This window comes from Streptomyces sp. NPDC050674, from assembly GCF_040654575.1.
Classification (GTDB): domain Bacteria; phylum Actinomycetota; class Actinomycetes; order Streptomycetales; family Streptomycetaceae; genus Streptomyces.
Map to the genome: position 1 here is coordinate 469,653 of NZ_JBFAIG010000001.1, position 17,455 is coordinate 487,107.

19 protein-coding genes and 1 tRNA gene are annotated in these 17,455 nt (G+C 72.8%); 7 read left to right on the forward strand and 13 right to left on the reverse strand.

Features of this window, described 5'->3' with window-relative positions:
* Window positions 1-127 precede the first annotated feature (127 nt).
* The 4 genes from AB0I06_RS01920 to AB0I06_RS01935 all read left to right on the forward strand — a co-directional run bounded on the left by AB0I06_RS01920 (window position 128) and on the right by AB0I06_RS01935 (window position 4,131).
* On the forward strand, window positions 128-940 hold the full coding sequence (locus tag AB0I06_RS01920) for an SAM-dependent methyltransferase (protein ID WP_363116758.1): 813 nt from the start codon (window positions 128-130) through the stop codon (window positions 938-940).
* A gap of 45 nt (window positions 941-985) precedes the next feature.
* Entirely contained in the window at window positions 986-2,389 is a 1,404-nt protein-coding gene (locus AB0I06_RS01925) for a glutamine synthetase family protein (protein WP_363116759.1), read from the forward strand.
* A 1-nt stretch (window position 2,390) separates the two neighbouring features.
* Entirely contained in the window at window positions 2,391-3,518 is a 1,128-nt protein-coding gene (locus AB0I06_RS01930) for an amidohydrolase family protein (RefSeq protein ID WP_363116760.1), read from the forward strand.
* Window positions 3,519-3,603: 85 nt separating this feature from the next.
* Window positions 3,604-4,131 carry an NUDIX hydrolase family protein gene (locus AB0I06_RS01935; protein WP_363117016.1) on the forward strand — a complete coding sequence of 176 codons (528 nt, stop codon included), beginning with the start codon at window positions 3,604-3,606 and terminating at the stop codon, window positions 4,129-4,131.
* Window positions 4,132-4,264: 133 nt separating this feature from the next.
* On the opposite strand, the gene AB0I06_RS01940 is transcribed toward AB0I06_RS01935, so the two are convergent.
* Window positions 4,265-4,338, reverse strand: a tRNA-Pro gene (locus tag AB0I06_RS01940).
* Window positions 4,339-4,473: 135 nt separating this feature from the next.
* Here AB0I06_RS01940 and AB0I06_RS01945 point away from each other — a divergent pair.
* Both AB0I06_RS01945 and AB0I06_RS01950 read left to right on the forward strand, forming a co-directional pair.
* Window positions 4,474-5,178 (forward strand): transketolase, encoded by a 705-nt coding sequence (locus AB0I06_RS01945; protein ID WP_363116761.1) that lies wholly within the window; start codon window positions 4,474-4,476, stop codon window positions 5,176-5,178.
* A gap of 30 nt (window positions 5,179-5,208) precedes the next feature.
* Window positions 5,209-6,120 carry a transketolase gene (locus AB0I06_RS01950; protein ID WP_363116762.1) on the forward strand — a complete coding sequence of 304 codons (912 nt, stop codon included), beginning with the start codon at window positions 5,209-5,211 and terminating at the stop codon, window positions 6,118-6,120.
* A 13-nt stretch (window positions 6,121-6,133) separates the two neighbouring features.
* Here AB0I06_RS01950 and AB0I06_RS01955 read toward each other — a convergent pair whose 3' ends face one another.
* From AB0I06_RS01955 to AB0I06_RS02005, 11 genes are all read right to left on the reverse strand, one after another.
* A complete protein-coding gene (locus tag AB0I06_RS01955; protein ID WP_363116763.1) occupies window positions 6,134-6,490 on the reverse strand; it encodes an MmcQ/YjbR family DNA-binding protein in 357 nt (118 codons plus the stop codon).
* Window positions 6,491-6,520: 30 nt separating this feature from the next.
* A complete protein-coding gene (locus tag AB0I06_RS01960; RefSeq protein ID WP_363116764.1) occupies window positions 6,521-7,048 on the reverse strand; it encodes a GNAT family N-acetyltransferase in 528 nt (175 codons plus the stop codon).
* The gene (locus AB0I06_RS01965) at window positions 7,045-7,617 is read right to left on the reverse strand and encodes an XRE family transcriptional regulator (RefSeq protein ID WP_363116765.1); all 573 of its coding nucleotides are present in this window, start codon (window positions 7,615-7,617) and stop codon (window positions 7,045-7,047) included. Before AB0I06_RS01965 ends, AB0I06_RS01960 begins: the two co-directional genes overlap by 4 nt.
* 46 nt (window positions 7,618-7,663) lie before the next feature.
* Window positions 7,664-8,566, reverse strand: a complete 903-nt coding sequence (locus tag AB0I06_RS01970) for a LysR substrate-binding domain-containing protein (RefSeq protein WP_363116766.1) — start codon at window positions 8,564-8,566, stop codon at window positions 7,664-7,666.
* Window positions 8,567-8,601: 35 nt separating this feature from the next.
* Window positions 8,602-9,795, reverse strand: coding sequence for a glycine C-acetyltransferase (locus AB0I06_RS01975; RefSeq protein WP_363116767.1), 1,194 nt, complete (start codon window positions 9,793-9,795; stop codon window positions 8,602-8,604).
* A 36-nt stretch (window positions 9,796-9,831) separates the two neighbouring features.
* The gene (gene tdh / locus AB0I06_RS01980) at window positions 9,832-10,860 is read right to left on the reverse strand and encodes an L-threonine 3-dehydrogenase (RefSeq protein WP_363116768.1); all 1,029 of its coding nucleotides are present in this window, start codon (window positions 10,858-10,860) and stop codon (window positions 9,832-9,834) included.
* A 179-nt stretch (window positions 10,861-11,039) separates the two neighbouring features.
* Window positions 11,040-11,612 carry a GAF domain-containing protein gene (locus tag AB0I06_RS01985; protein ID WP_363116769.1) on the reverse strand — a complete coding sequence of 191 codons (573 nt, stop codon included), beginning with the start codon at window positions 11,610-11,612 and terminating at the stop codon, window positions 11,040-11,042.
* Between the two features lie 61 nt (window positions 11,613-11,673).
* A complete protein-coding gene (locus AB0I06_RS01990; RefSeq protein ID WP_363116770.1) occupies window positions 11,674-12,303 on the reverse strand; it encodes an ATP/GTP-binding protein in 630 nt (209 codons plus the stop codon).
* Window positions 12,281-12,652, reverse strand: a complete 372-nt coding sequence (locus AB0I06_RS01995) for a DUF742 domain-containing protein (RefSeq protein ID WP_062930368.1) — start codon at window positions 12,650-12,652, stop codon at window positions 12,281-12,283. The genes AB0I06_RS01990 and AB0I06_RS01995 overlap by 23 nt, the downstream gene beginning before the upstream one ends.
* 2 nt (window positions 12,653-12,654) lie before the next feature.
* Window positions 12,655-13,086, reverse strand: coding sequence for a roadblock/LC7 domain-containing protein (locus AB0I06_RS02000; RefSeq protein WP_030840841.1), 432 nt, complete (start codon window positions 13,084-13,086; stop codon window positions 12,655-12,657).
* Between the two features lie 68 nt (window positions 13,087-13,154).
* Window positions 13,155-15,422 (reverse strand): ATP-binding protein, encoded by a 2,268-nt coding sequence (locus AB0I06_RS02005; RefSeq protein ID WP_363116771.1) that lies wholly within the window; start codon window positions 15,420-15,422, stop codon window positions 13,155-13,157.
* A 141-nt stretch (window positions 15,423-15,563) separates the two neighbouring features.
* On the opposite strand from AB0I06_RS02005, the gene AB0I06_RS02010 reads away from it, so the two are divergent.
* Window positions 15,564-15,701 carry a hypothetical protein gene (locus AB0I06_RS02010; protein ID WP_363116772.1) on the forward strand — a complete coding sequence of 46 codons (138 nt, stop codon included), beginning with the start codon at window positions 15,564-15,566 and terminating at the stop codon, window positions 15,699-15,701.
* Between the two features lie 421 nt (window positions 15,702-16,122).
* Here AB0I06_RS02010 and AB0I06_RS02015 read toward each other — a convergent pair whose 3' ends face one another.
* Window positions 16,123-17,388, reverse strand: a complete 1,266-nt coding sequence (locus tag AB0I06_RS02015) for an MBL fold metallo-hydrolase (RefSeq protein WP_363116773.1) — start codon at window positions 17,386-17,388, stop codon at window positions 16,123-16,125.
* Window positions 17,389-17,455 lie beyond the last annotated feature (67 nt).

Genomic DNA, 17,455 nt, shown 5'->3' on the forward strand with positions numbered 1-17,455 from the left:
TTCCCGCACCCGCACCGACCTCCGGGTCCGCTCCGCCGATTCGCGGGACAGCGTGATCAATGGAGCGGCACAATGGCGGCGATGACCGGTTTCGGTCGTTCGTGCGAGTGCGAGGAGAGGACGAGTCGTGAGTGATGGCCACACCCCTTCAGGCGGGTCGGCGAGGCTGAACACCGGTGTGGCGCACAACGCGCGCGTGTGGAACTACTGGATCGGCGGCAAGGACAACTACGAGGTCGACCAGCGGATCGGCGAGCAGGTCGCCGGCATGTTCCCGATCATCCGGGACATCGCCCGCGCCGACCGGGACTTCCTCGGCCGGGCCGTGTCGTTCCTCGCCGGTGAACGCGGTGTGCGGCAGTTCCTCGACATCGGCACGGGACTGCCGACGGCGGACAACACCCACGAGATCGCCCAGCGCCTCGCCCCCGACTCGCGCATCGTCTACGTGGACAACGACCCCATCGTGCTGGTGCACGCCCGCACCCTGCTGACCGGCACCCACGACGGCGTCACCTCCTACATCGACGCCGATGTGCACGACCCCGAAGCCATCCTCGAACGGGCGGGGAAAACTCTCGACTTCACGCAGCCCGTCGCCGTGATGATGCTGGGCATCCTCAACTTCGTCCTGGACGCCGACAAGGCCCGTGACATCGTGCGCCGGTTGATGGCCGCGGTGCCCTCCGGCAGCTTCCTGGTCCTCACCCATCCGACCTTCGACGACGAGCTGGGCGGCGCGGGCCAGATCCCGGCCATGAAGTTCTGGAACGAGAACGCCACTCCCCCGATCACCGCCCGCTCCGGCACGGACATCGCCGCCTTCTTCGAGGGGCTGGAGGTGCTGGAGCCGGGCATGGTGTCGTGCGGGCAGTGGCGCGCCGAGCCCGGCTCGGCCGTGCTGGTGCCGCAGTACGGAGCGGTGGCCGTGAAGCCCTGACGCGCGCCGCCCCCACCGCAGGACCAGGAGAACCGCGGAGGACGCATGACCACCCTGGCCGATCCCGTGCCCGGCGGCAGGCCCGGCGACGTCGAGCGTGCCACCGCGCTCGGCGGCGAACTGGCCGGCCGGGGTGTGCACGGCGTCGTCCTGGCCTACGTCGACACCGCGGGCATCGGCCGGGTGAAGACCGTCCCGACGGCCCGGCTGGCCTCCACCGCGGCCTGGGGCGTCGGCATGTCACCGGTGTTCGACACCTTCCTGGCGAACGACTCCGTCGCCACCACCGACGTCCTCGGCTCGCCCGACGGCGACCTGCGCCTCTACCCGGACCTGGACCGGCTCGTCGTCCTGGCCGGGCAGCCCGGCTGGGCGTGGGCGCCGGTGGACCGGATCACCCAGGACGGCGCGCGGCACCCCGGCTGCTCCCGCACGTTCCTGCGCCGGATCGTCGCCGAGGCGGCCGAGCGGCACGGCCTCACCTTCAAGGCCGCCGTCGAGGTCGAGTGGACCGTGGCCCGGGGCGACGCCCCCGGCGACACGTTCGTGCCCGCCGCGACCGGACCCGCGTACGGGGCGGCCCGGCAGATCGAGCTCGGCGATTTCACCGCCGGTCTGCTGGCGGCGTGCGCGGCCCAGGGCATCGACGTCGAGCAGGTCCATCCCGAGTACGCGGCCGGGCAGTTCGAGATCTCGGTGGGTGCCCTCGATCCGGTGGCGGCGGCCGACCTCAGCGTGCTGGTCCGGCAGACCGTCCGGGCGGTCGCGGGCCGGCACGGGCTGAAGGTCTCCTTCGCCCCGGCCGTCGTGGGCCAAGGCGTCGGGAACGGCGGGCACGTCCATCTGTCCGCCTGGCATGCCGGGGTCAATCTGCACTCCGGCGGCGCGGGCCGGCACGGCATGACGGCCCGGGCGGAGTCGTTCACGGCCGGCGTCCTCGCCCACCTGCCCGCCCTCACCGCCGTCACCGCCCCGAGCCCCGCCAGTTACCTGCGGCTCAGGCCCTCGCAGTGGGCCGGGGTGTTCACGGCCTGGGGCCTGGAGACGCGGGAGACCGCGCTGCGCGTCGTCAAGGGCACCGCCGGCCTGCGCGACCGGGCGGCCAACCTGGAGATCAAGCCCGTCGACCTGGCCGCCAACCCCTATCTCGCCATCGGCTCACTGATCGTCGCCGGGCTGGACGGTCTGACGTCGTCCGCCGCCCTGCCCGAGGAGACCACCGGGGACCCGGCGCGCCTGGGTGAGGTGGAGGCGGCGGCCCGGGGCGTGCGGCGGCTGCCGGACTCCCTGGAGCGGGCCGTCGAGGAGTTCCGCGCGGACGACGTCCTGCGGACGGCCCTCGGCCCGGTCCTAGCCGACGCGGTGATCGCCGTCCGCCTGGCAGAAGCGGCGTCCGTCGCCGGGCTGGACGACGACCGGGTGGCGGCGGCGTACCGCTGGAAGTACTGAGATGAGTACCGTCCGCGAGGCGCTCGACTCGCTGCGGCTGGTCGACCACCACTGCCACGGCACGGTGACGGCCGACCTCGGCCGGGAGGCCTTCGAGTCCCTCCTCACGGAGGGCGAGGCGTGGCCGGGCGTCTCGCCCTTCGACAGCCCCGTGGGCGTGGCCGTGCGCCGCCACTGCGCTCCCCTGCTGGACCTGCCCCGGCACGCCCCCGCCGAGGAGTACCTCGCCCGGCGCCGGGACCTCGGCTGGCGCGAGGTGCAGCGCCGCTTCCTGCGGGCCTCGGGCACAGGCGTCTTCTGCGTCGACACGGGCTACGCCCCCGAGCGCATCACCACGCCGCGGGAGATCTCCGAGGCGGCGGGCGGGACGTCGTACGAGGTCGTGCGGCTGGAAGGCGTCGCGGAGTCGGTGCGGGCCGCGGGCGTCGAACCGGACGCGTACGCGGAGGCGTTCCGCGCGGCCGCGCAGGACGCCGTGCGGCGGCCCGGCGTGGTGGCTGTGAAGTCGGTGGCGGCCTACCGCACCGGCTTCGACCTGGACCCGGCCCGTCCTTCGCGGGCGGACGTCGCCGGGGCGGCGCGGTCCTGGCTCGCGCGCGGCGGCCGCCTGGACGACCCGGTCCTCATGCGGCACCTGCTGTGGACCGCCGTCGACCTCGGCCTGCCGCTCCAGCTGCACACCGGGTTCGGCGACAACGACATCCGGCTGCACCGGGCCGACCCGGCCCACCTCACGGACTGGCTGCACCTCACCGCCGGCACGATCCCGGTCCTGCTCCTGCACTGCTGGCCCTACCAGCGGCAGGCGGCCTATCTCGCGGCGGTCTTCGAGCAGGTGTACCTCGACGTCGGCCTCACCCTCCACCACGTGGGCCCCGCCCGGGCCGGTGCGGTCCTCGCCGAGGCCCTGGAGATCACACCGTTCCGCAAACTCCTGTACAGCTCCGACGCCTACGGTGTGCCCGAGTTCCACCACCTCGGGGCGCTCGCGTTCCGGCAGGGGCTGGCCGAGCTGCTCCAGCAGCGGGTGGACGCCGACGAGCTGGCCCCGGCCGACGCACTGCGCATCGTGCGCTGGACCGGGCGGGAGAACGCCCTGCGGCTCTACGGACTGCCCAAGGACGATTGAACGGGCGTGTGGCCGGTCACAGTTCTCCTGAAGCGGCTACCCAGGAAGTCCGAACGGCTGAAAGTATGATCAAGCAATGTCAGACATGACCGAAACCACGCCCGGCTGGCTGTCCTCCGACGAACTGGAGATGACACGCGCCCGCATGCCGATCCTGTACGTCGAGGCCGTCCCGGTCCGCGTCGACGACAGCGGCGAAGTCACCAGCGTCGGCCTGCTGCTGCGCATCGGCCCCGACGGCACGGTCAGCCGGACACTCGTCTCCGGCCGTGTGCTGCACCACGAACGCGTCCGCGACGCCCTCCTGCGCCACCTGGAGAAGGACCTCGGCCCGGTCGCGCTGCCCCGCGTCCCGGCGTCGCTCCAGCCGTTCACGGTCGCGGAGTACTTCCCGACGCAGGGCATCACTCCGTACCACGACCCCCGCCAGCACGCGGTGTCCCTCGCCTACATCGTGCCGGTCACGGGCGACTGCCGGCCCCGGCAGGACGCGCTCGACCTGGTGTGGTTCAGCCCGCAGGAGGCCGTCTCGGAAGCGGTGCAGAGCGAGATGCCGGGCGGGCACGGAGTCCTGCTGAAGCAGGCGCTGGCGCACGCGGGCTGCGTGGGCTGACCCGCCACACCTGACGCTGATCGTCCACCGGCCCTTCGACAACGCCCGGGGCAGGCTGGACGAGATGCGTCTCGAGCGCCCGGAACGCAATCAGCGGGTCTGCCGATATCGGCAGACCCGCTGGTCGACACTGTCGGGACGACAGGATTTGAACCTGCGACCCCTTGACCCCCAGTCAAGTGCGCTACCAAGCTGCGCCACGTCCCGTTGCCCGTCTGACCTGGGGATTCCCCCGGCCGAACGCGCAGGGAAACAATACCGCACTCGCGCCGGTGATCGCGCACCCGTTTTCCGGCGGCGCCGCTTGACCTCAAGTTTGGTCGAGGTTGCACGCTCGTCGTCATGACCGACGCGACGCTGACACCGACGTACACGTACGCCGATCTGCCGGGGCTGATGGGCCTGATGACCGGTGACGAGAAGCACGGCCCGGCCGCCACGTCCACGCTGGACGTGCTGTGGGTGCTCTACGACCGGGTGCTGCGGGTGAGCCCCGAGGGGAGGGACGACCCGGGGCGGGACCGGTTCCTGCTGTCGAAGGGGCACGGGCCGATGGCGTACTACGCCGTGCTGGCCGCCAAGGGGTTCGTGCCCGTGGAGTGGCTGCCGGAATTCGGCTCGTACGACTCCCCGCTCGGCCACCACCCGGACCGGACCCTGGTGCCGGGGGCCGAGATCGGCAGCGGATCACTGGGACACGGACTGCCCATCGCCGTCGGCACGGCGCTGGGGCTGCGCGCCCAGGGACTCGGCGAACCGCGGGTGTGGGCGCTGGTCGGGGACGCCGAGCTGGACGAGGGCAGCAACCACGAGGCGATCGCCTTCGCGGGGCCCGCCGGGCTCGACCGGCTGCACACCGTCGTCGTCGACAACGCCTCGGCGACCTACGCGCGACCCGGCGGAATCGCCGCCCGTTTCGAGGCGGCGGGCTGGTCGGCGCTGACCGTCGACGGCCGCGATCACGAGGCGCTGTACGCCGCCTTCACGGCGCCGCATCCGGGCCGTCCGCACGTGGTCGTGGCCCGGGTCGAGCCGAAGTCCGCCTGAGAAGCCGCACCGGAAAGGAACCTCATCCCGATGGACACCATGCGTGAACGTTTCGCCCCTGTCGTCTCCCGGCTGCTCGACGAGGACCCGCGGGTCGCCGTCGTCCTCGCCGCGATCGGGACGGACGGCTTCGCCGGGGCCGCGCGGCGCCATCCAGGCCGGGTCGTGGACGTCGGCATCCGCGAGCAGCTCCTGGTGGGGGCGGCGGCGGGGATGGCGCTGACCGGGCTGCGGCCCGTCGTGCACACCTTCGCAAGCTTCCTCGTGGAGCGGCCCTTCGAGCAGATCAAGCTGGACCTGGGCCACCAGGGGGTGGGCGCGGTGCTGGTGAGCGCCGCCGCCTCCTTCGACTGGCCGGCCGGTGGCTACACCCACATGGCACCGGGTGACGTGGCGCTGCTGGACACCCTGGACGGCTGGACCGTCCATGTGCCGGGCCACCCGGACGAGGCCGAGACACTGCTGCGGCACGCGGTCGGCGCGGGCGACGACAAGGTGTACGTCCGGCTGTCCCTCCAGGCCAACGAGCGGGCCCTGCCCGTCGACGGGGAGCGGTTCCGCACGGTGCGCGAGGGGCGCAGCGGTGTGGTGGTCGCCGTGGGGCCGATGCTCGACGCGGTGCTCGCCGCCACCGAGGGGCTGGACGTCACCGTCCTGTACGCCACCACCGTCCGCCCGTTCGACGCGGCCGCCCTGCGCCGGGCCACCGAGGCGGCCGGGACGGACGTCGTCCTGGTCGAGCCCTACCTGGCGGGGACGTCGACGGCCGCCGCCGGGGACGCGCTGTCGGATGTGCCGCACCGGGTCCTCGGGCTGGGCGTGGGCCGTCGCGAACTGCGGCGCTACGGACGGCTGGAGGAGCATGTCGCCGCCCACGGTCTCGACGCCCGGTCGCTGCGGGAGCGCATCGGGAGCTTCGTCGGGGCGGCGGCCCGGGGGTGAGGGCGCGAGGACGTCACCGGGCCGGCACACCGAGCCGGGGATGGGCCGCCAGGAGCCGGGTCGGGGCCGCCTGGCGCCAGGAGTCGGCGAGGATGTCGCGCAGTTCCGCCTCGTCCTCGATGGCGTCGATGCGGGCCCGCACCCAGGCGAACTGCGACTCGTGGTCGGCGATCCAGAACTTGTCCGGCTCGGCGAGCACCAGTTCGTTCCGCTCCTCCTTGGGACAGCGCACGGCGAGGGAGGTCTCGTCCTCCGGCAGCGTGGCGAACATCTTGCCCGCGACCCGGAACGTGGGCATGTTCCAGGCGATCTTCTCCGTGGTGTCCGGCAGGGACAGGGCGATCCGTCGTACGTCTTCGGCATCCGGCATGGCAGGCACCGTATCGGCTCCCGCTGACATTCACCTGGTGGGAGCGGTCGCCGGGAGGCGCTTGTAGTAGATCGTCGTGGGCCGCAGCTCCCCGTCGGGGGTCGACGCGTAGTCGGGGATCGCGCCGATCGGGGTCCAGCCGGTGGACCGGTACAGACGCTCGGCGGGGCTGCCGGTCTCGGTGTCCAGGTGCAGGAGGGTGATCCCGGCCGCCGCTGCCGCGGCCTCAGCCGTGGCCAGCAGCTCGCGGGCCAGACCGCGTCCACGGGCGTCCGGGTGGACCATGAGTTTCACGAGCTCGGCGCGGTGCCGGCTGTTGGCCTTGCCGGGGAAGGCCAGGCTCACGGTGCCGAGCACGCGCTCCCCGTCGTGGGCCGCCCATACGGCGAGCCGGCCCGCGGCGACGTCGGCGGCCCGCTCCTCCCACCAGGCCAGGGCCTGCGCATGGCCGAGCGGGGCGAGGAAGCCGACGGAGGCGCCCGCGTCGACGGTGGCGACCAGCAGCTCCGCCAACCCGGAGGCGCGCGCCGCCAGCCGGGCGGCGTCGAGGCGGATCACGGCCGCACCACCGCCAGCAGATACCGGACGCCCTCGGCGGCCGTGCACCGGAACCGGGTCGGCCCCCACACCCGCATCCGCAGGCAGTCACCGGCGTCCAGACGGTGCCGGGTGTCCTGCGACGTCACCTCCAGGGCACCCTCCAGGACCCAGATGTGCTGTTCCAGGCCGGTCACGGGTGGACGGTCGTAGGCGAGGTCGGCGCCGGACGGCAGACGGGCCTCGACGAGTTCGCCGCGCAGGGCGGGATGCGGAGGCGACACGGACCGGCGTACGAAGCCGGAGGACCGGTCCTGCCAGACGGGCTGGGCGGCGGAGCGGACGACGGCCTCCGGTTCGGCCTCGACCTCGCTGAGGAGCTGGGACATCGTGCGCCCGTAGACGGCGCACAGACGGTTCAGAAGGGCCGCCGTGGGGCTGATCTCGGCCCGCTCGGCCCGGGACAGGGTGGACCGGCTCACCCCGCTGTGGTCGGCCAACTCACCCAGGGACCAGCCGTGTTCGGCCCGCAGCTCGGCCAGGCGCGCGCCCAGCCGGGCGTCGACCGGGTCCACCTCGTCGCGTCTCATATACGGGACGCTATCCCGGATATGAGACGTCCGTGTTACCGACCGCTCACACCCGGGCCGCCGCGGCGAGTGCCTCCAGCACCGGGCGGATCAGAGGGTGCTCCTCGGCGCCCCGCCGTACGGCGGCGAAGACCCGGCGGGTGGGTGCCGTCCCGTCCACGGGGCGGACGACCACCCCGGTGAGGTCCATGCCGCGCAGCGCCGAGCGCGGCACCAGGGCGACGCCCGCGTCGGCCGAGGCGAGGGCGACGACCGCGCGGAAGTCGTCCGAGGAGTGCTCCACGCGGGGCTGGAAACCGGCGCTCTCGCAGGCCAGGACCACCACGTCGTGGCAGGGGTTGCCGGGGTACGGGCCGATCCACACGTCCTTGGCCAGTTCGGCGAGCGGCACCTCGGCGGCGTCGGCCAGACGGTGGGTGACCGGCACGACCGCGTCGAAGGGCTCGGCGTACAGCGGTACGTGGGCCAGGCGGGGATCGTCGGCGGGCGGCGCCCCGCGGTACTCGACGGCGACCGCGACATCGACCTGCCGGTCCAGGACCATCGGCAGGCTGGCGTCGCCCTCGGCGTCCTGGACGCGGATGCGGATCCCGGGCGAGGACCGGGCCAGACCGGCCACGGCCGGCGCCACGACCAGGGCGATACCGGTCGCGAAGGAGGCGACCGTGACGGTGCCGGCGGCTCCCGAGCTGTAGGCGGCGAGTTCGGCCTCCGCCCGCTCCAGTTGGGCGAGGACCGCGTTGGTGTGGTTCAGCAGGATCTCGCCGGCGGGGGTGAGCCGTACCCCCTTGGCGCCGCGTTCGACGAGCCGGTGTCCGGTCTCCTGCTCCAGGGCGGCGAGCTGCTGGGAGACGGCCGACGGGGTGAGGTACAGCGCGGCGGCAGCCGCCGTCACCGTACGGTGGTCGGCCACCGCCCGGAGGATGTGGAGCCGCCGCGCTTCGATCATGCGATCGATTGTCTCAAATGCGCCGGTGCCCGCGGTCAGCCCTCCAGCTCGGCCCGTGCCGCGACGAAGGCGTCGACCGCGCGGTTGACGTCGTCCGTGGAGTGCGCGGCCGACAGCTGGACGCGGATCCGGGCCTGGCCCTGCGGCACCACCGGGTACGAGAAGCCGATCACGTAGACGCCGCGCTCCAGCAACAGCTCCGCCATGCGGCCGGCGACCGCCGCGTCGCCGATCATCACGGGGGCGATGGCGTGGTCGCCGGGGAGGACGTCGAAGCCCTCCTCGGTCATCCGGCCGCGGAAGAGGGCGGTGTTCTCGGCCAGCCGGATCCGCAGGTCGTCCGCCGACTCCAGCAGGTCGAGGACCTTGAGCGAGGCCGCCGCGATCACCGGGGCGAGCGTGTTCGAGAACAGGTACGGCCGGGAGCGCTGGCGCAGCAGGGCGACGATCTCGGCGCGGGCCGCCACATAGCCGCCGGACGCGCCACCGAGGGCCTTGCCGAGGGTGCCGGTGATGATGTCGACGCGGTCCATCACACCGTGCAGCTCGGGTGTGCCCCTGCCGCCGGGGCCGACGAAGCCGACCGCGTGGGAGTCGTCGACCATGACCATCGCGTCGTAGCGGTCCGCCAGGTCGCAGATCTCGCGCAGCGGGGCGACGTAGCCGTCCATGGAGAAGACGCCGTCGGTGACGATCAGACGGCGGCGTGCGTCGGAGGCCTCCTTGAGCCGGGCCTCCAGCTCAGCCAGGTCGCGGTTGGCGTAGCGCAGGCGGCGGGCCTTGGACAGCCGGATGCCGTCGATGATCGACGCGTGGTTGAGCGCGTCGGAGATGACCGCGTCCTCCGGGCCGAGCAGCGTCTCGAACACGCCGCCGTTGGCGTCGAAGCAGGAGGAGTACAGGATCGTGTCCTCCTGGCCGAGGAACGCGGACAGGCGTGCCTCCAGCTCCTTGTGGACTTCCTGGGTGCCGCAGATGAAACGGACGGAGGCCATGCCGTAGCCCCAGCGGTCCAGGGCCTCGTGGGCGGCCGCGACGACCTCGGGGTGGTCGGCGAGGCCGAGGTAGTTGTTGGCGCAGAAGTTGAGGACCTCGCCGGGGCGGCCGCCCGCGGTGACGTTCACGGTGGCGGACTGCGGGGTGCCGATCACGCGCTCGGGCTTGTGCAGACCGGCGGCGCGGATTTCGTCGAGGGTGACGCGCAGGTCGTCGCGCACGGAGTCGAACATCGGGAAAGCTCCTAAGGTGCTCGCGGAGAAGGGGGGTTACGCGGTCCAGTCGAGGATGACCTTGCCGCCACGGCCGCTCGCCGCGTCCTCGAACGCCGCCTCGAAGTCGCGGTGGCCGTACCGGCCGGTGATGACGGGCGCGAGGTCGAGGCCGGCCTCCAGCAGGACCGACATGGCGTACCAGGTCTCGAACATCTCGCGGCCGTAGATGCCCTTGATGGTGATCATCGAGGTGACGACGCGGGCCCAGTCGACGGGGAACTCCTGCGCGGGCAGGCCGAGCATCGCGATCCGGCCGCCGTGCGTCATGTTGGCGATCATGTCGCGCATGGCCTCGGGGCGGCCGGACATCTCCAGGCCGATGTCGAAGCCCTCGCGCAGTCCGAGGGTGCGCTGGCCTTCGGCGATGGTGGCGCCGGAGACGTTCAGCGCCAGGCTGACACCGATCTTGCGGGCCAGCTCCAGCCGCTCCTCGCTGACGTCGGTGATCACGACGTTGCGGGCGCCTGCGTGCTTGGCCACGGCGGCGGCCATCAGTCCGATCGGGCCGGCGCCGGTGATCAGGACGTCTTCGCCGACCAGCGGGAACGACAGGGCGGTGTGCACGGCGTTGCCGAACGGGTCGAAGATCGCGGCCACGTCGAGGTCGACGGGGACCCGGTGCACCCAGACGTTGGCCGCGGGCAGCGCGACGTACTCGGCGAACGCCCCGTCCCGGCCCACCCCGAGTCCCACGGTGGCCCGGCACAGGTGGCGGCGGCCGGCCAGACAGTTGCGGCACTTGCCGCACACCAGGTGGCCCTCGCCGCTGACCCGGTCGCCGATGGCGATGTCGGTGACGTCGCGCCCGGTCTCGACGACCTCGCCGACGAACTCGTGCCCGAGCACGAGCGGAGCGCTGATCGACTGCTGCGCCCAGCCGTCCCAGGCCCGGATGTGCAGGTCGGTGCCGCAGATTCCGGTGCGCAGCACCTTGATGAGCACGTCGCCGGGCCCGACGGTGGGCTCGGGGACGTCCGCGAGCCACAGCCCGGGTTCCGCCTTCTGCTTGACCAGCGCCTTCACCGCTACGGCTCCTGAGGATGAGTCCCGGCTCCGGGCATGCCGAAGGAACCCCTGGACCGGGAGAGGAGTGGGATCGCACTGCAATCTGCCGTACGACGGGCGGGCCGGTCCATCGAGGTTTTCTTAAGCGCCGCCTCAGCTTTCCTTCACGCCCTCAGGGTCCGAAGCGATCGGGGGCGTCAATAGGGCGGCAGGCCGTCCCGGGACTCCAGCTCGATGACGAGCCGCGCGGCGTGCTCCTTGATCGCCGTCAGGCCGGGCTTCCCCCACGGGCGCGGCTGGACGTCGGCGACACTGACGGTGCCCAGCACCAGTCCCGTGCCGTCGATGAGCGGGGCCCCCAGGTAGGAGCGGATGCCGAACTCGTCGACCACCGGGTTGCCCGCGAACCGCGGGTAGTCGCCGACGTCCTCCAGGGCGAGGGCCTTACGACGTGCCACCACATGGGGGCAGAAACCGTGGTCGCGGGGCAGGACACGCCCGAGGCGCGGGCTGGTGCCGTCGCTGCGCACGACCGGGGCGACCGCCGGCACATACAGGCCCGCGTAGAACTGCCCCTGCTCGTCCGGGAGGTTGACCATGGCGTACGGCGTCCCGGTGAGCTCGGCGAGGTGGTGTGCGAAGGCGTCGAGTCCGGGTTCGGGGCGATCCCCCAGGCCCAGTCGGCGCAGTCGGCGGGTTCGGGCGGGTGCCTCCTTGTCCTCGGGTGTGAGCAGCAGACGACCGGCCGGACGCGGCGGGTCGTAGGTCATGGGCATGCTCCTGGGCTGTGGACTCGCGTCATATACGGGCTCCCGGGCGGGTGTGAGGGGGTCACATGTGGGCGCCGTACCCCGTCGCGGGGGCCGGCGTGTGGGCGATGAGATGACGCACCAGGGTCAGCAGGGTCTGGACTCCGGAGCTGGAGATCCGCGCGTCGCAGCGCACGACGGGGACGTCGTCGGACAGGTCGAGCGCCCCTCGCACCTCCTCGGGGTCGTAGCGGTAGGCGCCGTCGAACTCGTTGACGGCGATGATGAATCCGAGGCCGCGCTGTTCGAAGAAGTCGACGGCGGCGAAACACTCCTGGAGTCTGCGGGTGTCGGCGAGGATGACCGCGCCGAGCGCGCCCTCGCACAACTCGTCCCACATGAACCAGAACCGCTCCTGTCCGGGCGTGCCGAACAGGTACAGCACGTGTTCCGGGTCCAGGGTGATGCGGCCGAAGTCCATCGCCACGGTCGTCTCGACCTTGTTCTCGATGCCGTCGAGGTTGTCGGTCGCCGCGCTCACGGTGGTGAGCAGTTCCTCCGTGCTGAGCGGGGCGATCTCGCTGACCGCGCCGACGAAGGTGGTCTTGCCCACGCCGAACCCGCCCGCGACCAGGATCTTGAGCGCGGTGGGGAACGGGTCGGCGCCGAGGCCCGGTCCGTCGGTGTAGTCAGAGCTGTCGTCGTAGTCCATCGAGCACTGCCTCCAGAAGGGCCCGGTCCGTCGGGTTGTGGTGGAACGCGGGGGGCTTGGTGGTCAGCGCCCCGCAGTCGACGAGGTCCGCCAGCAGCACCTTGGTGACGGCCACCGGCAGTTTGAGATGGGCGGCGACCTCGGCGACGGCGACGGGCACCCGGCACCGCTCGAGCGCCTGCGCGTGTTCGGGGCCGAGATAGCCGAGGGGGGTCGCCCCGGTGGCCATCACCTGCGACACGAGGTCGAGCGCGACGGTGGGACGGGTGCGGCCGTTGCTGACCGTGAACGGCCGCACCAGCCGCCCGGCCGCGTCGTCGAGCCAGGGCCCGTCACCGGCCGCCGTCACGCTCAAGGCCTCATCGCCGGGGATTCGACGGACTGCCGGGGAGCGGTGACCAGGTAGGGGCGGACGCTCTTGACCAGCATCGCCATCTCGTAGCCCAGCACGGCCGCGTCGGCCTCCCGGCCGGCCAGCACGGCCAGACAGGTGCCGGAGCCCGCGGTGGTGACGAACAGCAGGGTGGAGGCGAGTTCGACGACGACCTGCCGCACGTCGCCGCCGTCACCGAAGCGGACACCGGCGCTGCGGCCGAGGGAGTACAGGCCGGAGGCCAGGGCGGCCATGTGGTCGGCGCTGTCCGGGTCGAGGCCGTGCACGGATTTCACGAGCCCGTCGCAGGACAGCAGCACCGCGGCGGTCGTGTGCGGCACACGTTGCACGAGGCCGCTCATCAGCCAGTCGAGGTCGGAAACATGGGCGGTCGGCGCATCGCTCGCCATGGTGGATCGACTCCTTGGGGTACGAAGGTCTGCGGGAACGCTGGGGGTGGGGGTGGAGAGGGGGGTGGTCATCCGGCGGGTGCGCTCCCGTCCTGCCGGGTGGTGGGGTGGTCGGTGGAGGCCGAGGGCCCGGCGGGGCCCGTGTGGCCTGGTTCGGAGGAGGGGGAGGACCCGGGGGTGGAGAACGAGTCGAGGTGCACCGGCCGCATGGCGGTGGGGCCCGGGTAGGCGGACTCCATGGGGGCTGACTCCATGTGAGCTGACCCCATGTCAGGGCGGTGCGGGGACTCCATGGATGTCGCGTCCGTGTGCTGCGGCTCCACGTGTCGTGGCTCCATGTGCCGTGGCTGCATGTGCCGGGCTTCCATGCGCTGCGGCCTCATGGCCAACGGCTCCATGCGAGCCGTCTCCTCCATGCGAGCCGCCTCCTCCGTGTGGGCCGCCTCCATAGGGGCCGCCCCCGTGTCGTCCCACTCCGTGGTGCCCGCCTCCAGGTGCTGTTGGGCCTCGGCGAGGCTGATGCCGCGCTGGAAGGCCGCCATCAGACCGGGGTCGTGGCCCACAAGGTGCTCGGAATCCTGGCGCGGCGCCGGGCCGTCGCGCAGTTGGGGAGCGATGTGCTCCTGCGCGCGGCGGCGGGGCAGTTGAGGCTTGCCCATGGTGCCGCGCACGGCGCCGTTGCGGGGGGTGGGCGGCGCGGTCCCGTTCTCGGCCAGGACGCGCCGGTCTTCGGGAGTGATACCGGGCCGCGCCTCGGCCGGGGTGGGACGCTCCCTTCGTGTCCCTCGCACGGGCAGGGGCGCGGGTCGGCCGCCCTGCGGGCTTCCGTCCGGGGCCGTTCGGGCTTCCTGGCCATGCCCTTGACGCGTGGCCTCGTACCCCTGAGCCGCGGCGGCTGGGGTGAGCGGCGGGACCGACGGTCCTGACCCGGACGCGGGCAGCGGCTCGGAGGAGACCCCGAACGCACCGTCCGCGAGCGAGGAACGCTCCACCGCCACGCCGTCGACACCAACACCGGCCATGGCACCACCGGCACCGGCACCGGCACCGAGGCCGACCTGTCCGTTCTGTCCAGCCGCGCCCTCCGCCTGCTCCGCGCCCCCGGGCGCCCCGGCCCCCGGCTCCGCTCCCAGCAGCGCCTGCGGCACGACGAGCACCGCCTGCACTCCGCCGTAGATGTTGGACTGGAGGCGGACGGTGATGCCGTGCCGCCGGGCCAGCTGGGAGACGACGAACAGGCCGATCCGGCCGTCCGCGAGAAGGCGGGCGACGTTCACCTGGTCGGGGTCGGCGAGCAGCGCGTTCATCCGCGTCTGCTCCTCCAGGGGCATGCCGAGTCCGCGGTCCTCGACCTCGACGGCGAGCCCGGAGGTGACGAGGTTGGCACGCAGCAGCACCTGGGTGTGCGGGGCGGAGAAGACCGTGGCGTTCTCGACGAGTTCGGCCAGGAGGTGGATGACGTCGGCGACGGCGTGGCCGCGCAGTTGCCCGTCGATCGGCGGCACGAGCTTGACCCGTGAGTACTGCTCGACCTCGGCGATGGCCGAGCGCAGTACCTCGGTCATGGAGACCGGGTTGCTCCACTGGCGGCGGGAGACGGCCCCGCCGAGCACGGCGAGGTTCTCGGCGTGACGGCGGATGCGGGTGGCGAGGTGGTCGACGTGGAAGAGCCCCTTGAGCAGGTCGGGGTCCTCCATCTCGTTCTCCAGCTCGTCGAGGATGGAGATCTCGCGGTGCACCAGCGACTGCAGACGCCGGGCGAGGTTGACGAACACCTCGAGCTTCTGTTCACTCCCGGCCTGGCTGGACAGCTGGGAGGCCTGCACGACGGCGGTGACGGCGCCGTCGTGCGCACGGGACAGGTCCGCGGCCAGGAGGTCGAAGTCGTCGGCGCCCTCGGCGGGGCCACCGGCCCGGCTCTGCGGAGCGAGCTGCGGCGGGCCGTCGCCACGGCGCAGTGTCTCGACGAGGGTGCGCAGGTCGGCCTCGCGCCGCGCTGTGCTGCGGCGCAGCATGCCGATGCGGTCGTTCACGGACCGGGCGGCCCGGCCGGCGGCGATCGCGGCGACGGCGATACCGACGAGCGCCACGAATACCGCGCCGCCGAGCACGGCCCACAGCGTGGGACCCGGCCGCGCTCCGGTGGAGCGGACGGTGAAGAGGACGGCGGCGCAGCCGCTGAGGGCGACGGCGACGGGCGGCAGCACCGCGATGCGCAGCAGCTGGGGCCGTATGTGGGTCTCGGGCAACGCGGGTGCGGTGCGGACGGCGGGCCGTCCGTGCCGCCCGCCCTCACGGCGGTCTGCGCGTGCGGCCGGGACGCGGAGGTGAGACATCGGTGTCCTCGTGCTGGTCCGTCGGGCCTGGGTTCCAGGGGCGCTTGCGGGGGTGCGACCGGGTTCGCGTGGCCGCTTGTGCGCGCTCCGGCTCGCGCGCCCGGCTGCCGCCGGATTGCGCACGCCCCCGCCGGGACCCGCGTGCCGGGCGAGACCGGACACCCCGGCGACACCGGCACCGTCACCGGCATGGGCACCTTCACCGGCCCCGGCGTGGGCGCCATCACCGGCACCGGCATGCGCACCCGCACCCGACCCGGGACGCGAACCCGCACGTGAACCCGGACTCGAAGCCGGGCTCGAAGTCGGACTCGAAGCCGGACGCGAGCCCGCTCCGGCGGCCGCCCCCGGGCCGGCGTCGGTGGTGCGCGGGCAGCGGGGATCCCCGTCGCGTCGACTCCCTCGTCCGCCCTGCGCCTGCACGTCCCGGTCCCCCGCTCCCCTGATCCGTCGTGTTTCCCGACGGCCACTGACAGTAGTCGTCACCGCATCATGTGCGGTGGGCAGTTGACAAACTCATACGGTGAGCGTCCCGCTCTGGTATGAGGTCTCGTACGACAGACCGATAACCCCCCTCCGCATCCGACCATGGACGGCAAGACTTCGATCCGACCTGGTCAGAAGCGGTCACGCAGAGACGGCGAGGGCCGGGGAGCCTCTCGCTCCCCGGCCCTCGCCGTCCGTCCGCCGCAGTCCCCGATCAGCCCGCCGGGAGCGTCTCGGGGTCCTCGGTGCCCTTGCCGACCCGACGGCCGTCGTCACTCACCGTGTCAGCCTGGGCCACGGCTGCGGCGTCCGACGCCACCTTGATGCCGGCTCCGGTGAGGGCCTCCGCGGCCGGACGGCCGCCCCTCGGAACGAGCGCCACCCCACGCCACCACGGCTCGGACGGGACACTCTCGGCCGTGGGCTCGAAGGGCTCCCCGGGCCGGGGCAGGGCGACACCGGCGCCCACGGCGCGGGCGGCCGCGAGTGTCCCCTCACCGGGGTCCTCCCACGGGTGGGTCGCCAGATTGAAGGTCGCCCAGTGGATCGGCAGCATCGGGCCGTGCTCCGGACCGCCCTGAAGATCGAGGTGGGCGCGCACGCCTTCCTCGGGGGTCATGTGGATGTCGGGCCAGAAGTCGGAGTACGCGCCGATCTGGATCATCGTGGCGTCGAACGGCCCGTGCCCGGCGCCGATCTCCTTGAAGCCGTCGAAGTAACCGGTGTCACCGCTGTGGTAGATCCGGTGCTCCTCGCCGGCGACGACCCAGGAGGCCCACAGCGTGTGCTGGGTGTTGCGCAGACCGCGGCCGCAGAAGTGCCGGGCGGGGGTGGCGGTCAGGGTCAGGCCGCCGACCTCGGTGGACTCGTGCCAGTCCAGCTCGCGCAGACGGCCGGGGGACACACCCCAGTGCTCCAGATGCGCGCCGACGCCCAGGGGCACCGCGAACAGCGTGTCCGTACCGGCGAGCGCCTTGATGGTGGGCATGTCGAGGTGGTCGTAGTGGTCGTGCGAGATGACCACCACGTCGACCGGGCCGAGCGCGGCCAGCGGCAGGGGCACGGGGTGCAGCCGCTTGGGGCCGGCGAAGGGGAAAGGGGAGCAGCGCTCGCCCCACACCGGGTCGAACAGGACGCGCCGGCCGCCGATCTCGGCGAGCACGCTGGAGTGCCCCATCCAGGTCAGCCGCAGCCCGGTGGCCGGGGGCCGGGCGATGTCGGCCAGGGTCGTGGCGTGCACCGGGACGGTGCCCCCCGGGGCGCGGCGGGGCCGGGTGTCCTTGTCGAAGAAGACCTTCGCGAAATCCAGGGCCGAACCCGAGGGCCGGGTCCGCGCGGGGCCACCGGGATTCTGGAACACCCCGTCCTCGAAGTGCGGGGATCTGCGGATGCGCGCCATGCGCTCACCGCTCGGGTCCGCGCCGAACGCCCCGGGGCGCAGCGCGCGGAGCCCGGAGCTCAGGGTACGGAAACCGGCCACGGTACCTCCAGGTGGAGTCGGTCAGGCTTTCCATTATGGTCGGCCCCTCCGGCATCACCGGGGCACA

Coding starts and splice junctions, on each gene's coding strand:
- AB0I06_RS01925 (WP_363116759.1), top strand. CDS start 986: ATGACCACCCTGGCCGATCCCGTGCCCGGCGGCAGGCCCGGCGACGTC.
- AB0I06_RS01930 (WP_363116760.1), top strand. CDS start 2,391: ATGAGTACCGTCCGCGAGGCGCTCGACTCGCTGCGGCTGGTCGACCAC.
- AB0I06_RS01935 (WP_363117016.1), top strand. CDS start 3,604: ATGACCGAAACCACGCCCGGCTGGCTGTCCTCCGACGAACTGGAGATG.
- AB0I06_RS01945 (WP_363116761.1), top strand. CDS start 4,474: ATGACCGACGCGACGCTGACACCGACGTACACGTACGCCGATCTGCCG.
- AB0I06_RS01950 (WP_363116762.1), top strand. CDS start 5,209: ATGGACACCATGCGTGAACGTTTCGCCCCTGTCGTCTCCCGGCTGCTC.
- AB0I06_RS01955 (WP_363116763.1), bottom strand. CDS start 6,490: ATGCCGGATGCCGAAGACGTACGACGGATCGCCCTGTCCCTGCCGGAC.
- AB0I06_RS01965 (WP_363116765.1), bottom strand. CDS start 7,617: ATGAGACGCGACGAGGTGGACCCGGTCGACGCCCGGCTGGGCGCGCGC.
- AB0I06_RS01970 (WP_363116766.1), bottom strand. CDS start 8,566: ATGATCGAAGCGCGGCGGCTCCACATCCTCCGGGCGGTGGCCGACCAC.
- AB0I06_RS01975 (WP_363116767.1), bottom strand. CDS start 9,795: ATGTTCGACTCCGTGCGCGACGACCTGCGCGTCACCCTCGACGAAATC.
- AB0I06_RS01985 (WP_363116769.1), bottom strand. CDS start 11,612: ATGACCTACGACCCGCCGCGTCCGGCCGGTCGTCTGCTGCTCACACCC.
- AB0I06_RS01990 (WP_363116770.1), bottom strand. CDS start 12,303: ATGGACTACGACGACAGCTCTGACTACACCGACGGACCGGGCCTCGGC.
- AB0I06_RS02000 (WP_030840841.1), bottom strand. CDS start 13,086: ATGGCGAGCGATGCGCCGACCGCCCATGTTTCCGACCTCGACTGGCTG.
- AB0I06_RS02005 (WP_363116771.1), bottom strand. CDS start 15,422: ATGTCTCACCTCCGCGTCCCGGCCGCACGCGCAGACCGCCGTGAGGGC.